Raw genomic sequence first — 4,829 nt, 5'->3', positions numbered from 1 at the left:
CGAGGCCCAGGACCACGGCCGGCTCCCCGGGTGCGGCGGCCGCGAACGCCTCGGTCTCGGCGCGGATCCCGGGCCGCTCGACCGGTTCCGGCCGCTCGCCGGGGTCGTCCGCCGAGCCCACGGACATGGCGGTGAGCTGGAGGGCCCCGGCGAGGTTGAGGTCGGGGCCGTAGCCGGGGACGGTCGCGGCGTTGCGCCGCAGCAGTTCGCCCAGCGGCCCGTGGGTGACCGCTCCGGCGAGGGGGGTGGCGCAGCCGGCTGCGGTGTGGGAGGCGCGCAGGGCGAGGCCCAGGACGGCGATGACGGCCCCGCTGTCGGGGTCGAGGACGGGTCCGCCGACCGCCGCGCCGCCCAGTCGCAGGGCGTCGCTGCCGTCCGTGCCGAGGGCCAGCTCCAGCGCGTGGTCGATGCGGTGGGTGCGGCCGTGGCTGGTGTACGTGACGGGGGTGCGGCCCAGGACGCGTGCCTCGCGCAGTCCGTGCGCGGCGACCGTCACATAGCTGCCGGGGTCGATGCGCGTCCGTACGCAGACCGGCAGCGGGCGGACGCCGAGGGTGTCCGGACCGCCGGTGGGCAGCAGGGCGAGGTCGTGCTCCGGGAGGGCGGTGATGTCGGCGGCCTCGACCCGGCGGCTGCGGCCGTCCGTGCCGTGGAGCACGAGGTGGGGCAGGCCGTCCACCGCTTCGTGGCTGGTGACGACCGTTCCCCGGTCGTCGGCGACGAACCCGGTCCCCCGCGGCCGGCCCGCCGGATCGCACAGTCGTACCAGCGTCGCCCGGTCCCCGCATCCCATGATCCGAAGGTAGGCGGACGAAGATCCCCGCGCGGACCACTCCGGGGGAACGCGCCCCCGTCACCCCCCTCTTTCACTCCGAGCGCCTGCTCGTTGGGGTGAATCGGGACCGTTCGCGGGACAGGAAGCGGTGGGGGGTCATGGAGCGGGCACCGGGGCTCTGCCCGCTCCATCCCGGGGCCCGGGAGGGCCGGACGCGGTCAGCCGAAGACGGCGAGGCTCTTGGCCTTGCCCTTCTGCTCCTCGACGAGGACCAGGAACCGCCCGTCCGGGCCGAAGACGGCGACCGGTCCCGACGGGTGGGCGGGCATGTCGAGGCGTACGCCGTTCAGCAGCAGCCTGGCCCGCTTCTCGTCCACGTCCCAGCGGGGGAACGCGGAGGCGGCGGCCTCGGCCACCGGCATCACGGTCAGCTCCTCCTGATGCTGGTCCAGCGTGCGCGCGGCGTCCAGCCCGTAGGGGCCGACGCGGGTGCGGCGCAGGGCGGTCAGGTGGCCGCCGACGCCGAGCCCGGCGCCCAGGTCCCGGGCGATGGCCCGGATGTACGTGCCGGACGAGCAGACGACCGAGACGACCAGGTCGAGCACGGGGGTGCCGTCCTCGGCCACGGCCTCGCGCACGTCGTAGACGCGGAAGGAGGAGACGGTCACCGGCCGGGCCGGGATCTCGAACTCCTCGCCGCCGCGCACCCGCGCGTAGGACCGCTTGCCGTCGATCTTGATGGCGCTGACCTTGGACGGCACCTGCATGATGTCGCCGGTCAGGGCGGCGACCCCGGCGTCGATCGCCTCGCGGGTGACCCCGGAGGCGTCGGCGGACGAGGTGATCTCGCCCTCCGCGTCGTCCGTGACGGTGTTCTGGCCGAGCCGGATCGTGCCCAGGTACTCCTTCTCCGTCAGCGCGAGGTGGCCGAGGAGCTTGGTCGCCTTCTCGACGCCGAGCACGAGCACCCCGGTCGCCATCGGGTCCAGGGTGCCCGCGTGGCCGACGCGGCGGGTGCGGGCGATGCCGCGCATCTTGGCGACGACGTCGTGCGACGTGAAGCCGGACGGCTTGTCGACGATGACCAACCCGTCCGGCGTTCTGTTCTGCGTGGTCATTCGGGGGCGCTGTCCTCGTCCTCCGGCTTGCGGTACGGGTCCGCGTCGCCCGCGTAGGTGGCGCCCGAGGACGCCTCCCGCACCTTGGCGTCCGAGGCCCGGGCCCGGTCGAGCAGGTCCTCGATGGCCCGGGCGTTCTCCGGGAGCGCGTCCGCCACGAAGGTGAGCGTCGGGGTGAACTTCGTGCCCGCCGCCGCGCCGACCGCGGACCGCAGGATGCCCTTGGCGCTCTGCAGTCCTGCCGCGGCGCTGGCCCGGTCCTCGTCGTCGCCGTAGACCGTGTAGAAGACCGTGGCCTCCCGCAGGTCACCGGTGACCCGGACGTCCGTGATGGTCACGTGCGTCCCCAGACGCGGGTCCTTGATGCCGCGCTGCAGTTTCCCGGCGACCACCTCCTGGATGAGGTCCGCCAGCTTCTTAGCCCGCGCGTTGTCGGCCACTGGTCCGTCTCCTTCGCCTTGCTATTCGTCTTCGTCGCTGTGCAGCCGCCGCCGTACGGACAGCAGCTCCACTTCCGGCCGGGCGGCGACGAGGCGCTCGCACCGGTCGAGTACGTCTGTGAGGTGCCGGGTGTCCCCGGAGACCACGGCGAGGCCGATCTCGGCCCTGCGATGGAGATTCTGCCCGCCCGTCTCCGCCACGCTCACCGCGTATTTCCGCTGGAGTTCGGCAACGATCGGACGGACCACGGAACGCTTCTCCTTCAGCGACCGTACGTCGCCGAGAAGCAGGTCGAAGGACAGTGTCCCCACATACATGTATGCCCGGATGTCCCGCCGGTTCGGGTTCGCGCCCCGCCGTTGATCGGCGGGGACACAAGAACCGTACACGGAACGGCCGGGGCCGATCGACGGAAATTCGTCCCGTCGACCGGCCCCGACTGTTGAGGTACGGGTCAGCCTCGCGGCTTCTCGCGCATCTCGTACGTCGCGATGACGTCGTCCACCTTGATGTCGTTGAAGTTGCCGAGGTTGATACCGCCCTCGAAGCCTTCGCGGATCTCGGTGACGTCGTCCTTGAAGCGGCGCAGACCGGAGATGGTGAGGTTCTCCGCGACGACCTTGCCGTCACGCAGCAGGCGCGCCTTGGTGTTGCGCTTGACCTCGCCGGACCGGACGAGCACACCGGCGATGTTGCCCAGCTTGGACGAGCGGAAGATCTCGCGGATCTCCGCCGTACCCAGCTCGACCTCTTCGTACTCCGGCTTGAGCATGCCCTTGAGGGCCGCCTCGATCTCCTCGATCGCCTGGTAGATGACCGAGTAGTAGCGGACGTCCACACCCTCGCGGTCGGCCATCTGCTGCGCACGCCCGGCGGCGCGCACGTTGAAGCCGATCACGATGGCGTCGGAGCCGGTCGCCAGGTCGATGTCCGACTCGGTGACCGCACCCACACCGCGGTGCAGGACCCGGATGTCCACCTCGTCGCCGACGTCGAGCTGGAGCAGCGAGGACTCGAGAGCCTCCACCGAACCGGACGCGTCGCCCTTGATGATGAGGTTGAGTTCCTGGACCAGACCGGCCTTGAGCGCCTCGTCCAGGTTCTCCAGGGAGAACCGGACACCCTTGCGGGCGAAGTTGGCGTTGCGCTCGCGGGCGGCACGCTTCTCGGCGATCTGACGGGCCGTACGGTCCTCGTCGACGACCAGGAAGTTGTCGCCGGCGCCCGGGACGTTGGTGAGACCCAGCACGAGGACGGGGGTCGACGGACCCGCTTCCTCGACGTTCTCGCCCTTGTCGTCGAGCATGGCGCGGACACGGCCGTAGGCGTCGCCGACGACCATCGTGTCGCCCACCCGCAGGGTGCCTCGCTGGACCAGGACGGTCGCGACGGCACCGCGGCCGCGGTCGAGGTGGGACTCGATCGCGATGCCCTGCGCGTCCTGGTCGGGGTTGGCCCGCAGGTCGAGCGAGGCGTCGGCGGTGAGGACGACGGCCTCCAGCAGCTGGTCGATGTGCAGACCCTGCTTGGCGGAGATGTCCACGAACATCGTGTCCCCGCCGTACTCCTCGGCCACCAGCCCGTACTCGGTAAGCTGACCGCGCACCTTGACCGGGTCGGCACCCTCGACGTCGATCTTGTTGACCGCGACCACGATCGGCACGTCGGCCGCCTTGGCGTGGTTCAGCGCCTCGATCGTCTGGGGCATCACACCGTCGTTCGCCGCCACCACGAGGATCGCGATGTCGGTGGACTTCGCACCGCGGGCACGCATGGCGGTGAACGCCTCGTGACCCGGGGTGTCGATGAAGGTGATCTTCCGCGGCTCTTCGTTGACCTCGGCCGTGACCTGGTAGGCACCGATGTGCTGGGTGATGCCGCCGGCCTCGCCCGCGATGACGTTCGTCTTGCGGATGGCGTCCAGAAGACGGGTCTTACCGTGGTCGACGTGACCCATGACGGTCACCACCGGCGGACGCGGCAGCAGGGCCTCGTCGCCGCCCTCGTCCTCGCCGAACTCGATGTCGAAGGACTCGAGCAGCTCGCGGTCCTCCTCCTCCGGGCTGACGATCTCCAGGACGAAGTTCATCTCGTCGGCGAGCAGCTTGAGCGTCTCGTCGGACACGGACTGGGTGGCCGTGACCATCTCGCCGAGGTTCATCATGACGCCGACGAGCGACGCCGGGTTGGCGTTGATCTTCTCGGCGAAGTCGGTGAGCGAGGCACCGCGCGACAGGCGGACGGTCTGTCCGTTGCCGCGAGGCAGCATCACGCCGCCGACCGACGGGGCCTGCATGGCCTCGTACTCCTGGCGCCTCTGCCGCTTCGACTTGCGACCGCGACGCGCGGGACCGCCGGGACGACCGAAGGCGCCCTGCGTGCCACCGCGGCCACCCGGGCCACCGGGACGGCCACCGAAGCCGGGACGACCGCCGAAGCCGCCGCCACCACCGGGACGACCCGCGCCGCCGCCACCGCCGCCGGGACGGCCGGCG

Annotated in this window: 5 protein-coding genes; all 5 read right to left on the bottom strand. The window is 71.3% G+C overall.

The genetic code is table 11. The features are described 5' to 3' along the window. On the bottom strand, positions 1-793 hold a 793-nt coding region (locus tag MHW47_RS31975; RefSeq protein WP_239227356.1), incomplete at its 3' end, for a serine protease. Positions 794-993: 200 nt separating this feature from the next. After that, complete coding sequence (gene truB, locus MHW47_RS31970; protein WP_239227355.1) at positions 994-1,893, bottom strand: tRNA pseudouridine(55) synthase TruB; 900 nt, start codon at positions 1,891-1,893, stop codon at positions 994-996. Beyond that, entirely contained in the window at positions 1,890-2,333 is a 444-nt protein-coding gene (rbfA, locus tag MHW47_RS31965; protein WP_111338516.1) for a 30S ribosome-binding factor RbfA, read from the bottom strand. The genes truB and rbfA overlap by 4 nt, the downstream gene beginning before the upstream one ends. 21 nt (positions 2,334-2,354) lie before the next feature. Then, complete coding sequence (locus MHW47_RS31960; RefSeq protein ID WP_239227354.1) at positions 2,355-2,651, bottom strand: DUF503 domain-containing protein; 297 nt, start codon at positions 2,649-2,651, stop codon at positions 2,355-2,357. Positions 2,652-2,788: 137 nt separating this feature from the next. Beyond that, on the bottom strand, positions 2,789-4,829 hold a 2,041-nt coding region (gene infB / locus MHW47_RS31955; RefSeq protein ID WP_239227353.1), incomplete at its 5' end, for a translation initiation factor IF-2.

It is taken from the genome of Streptomyces sp. OfavH-34-F (assembly GCF_022347745.1).
Lineage (GTDB): Bacteria > Actinomycetota > Actinomycetes > Streptomycetales > Streptomycetaceae > Streptomyces.
This window is presented reverse-complemented; position numbering and strand designations above follow the sequence as displayed.

Bases quoted from the DNA above. Each gene is read 5' to 3' on its own strand.
- truB (WP_239227355.1), bottom strand. From the start codon at position 1,893: ATGACCACGCAGAACAGAACGCCGGACGGGTTGGTCATCGTCGACAAG.
- MHW47_RS31960 (WP_239227354.1), bottom strand. From the start codon at position 2,651: ATGTATGTGGGGACACTGTCCTTCGACCTGCTTCTCGGCGACGTACGG.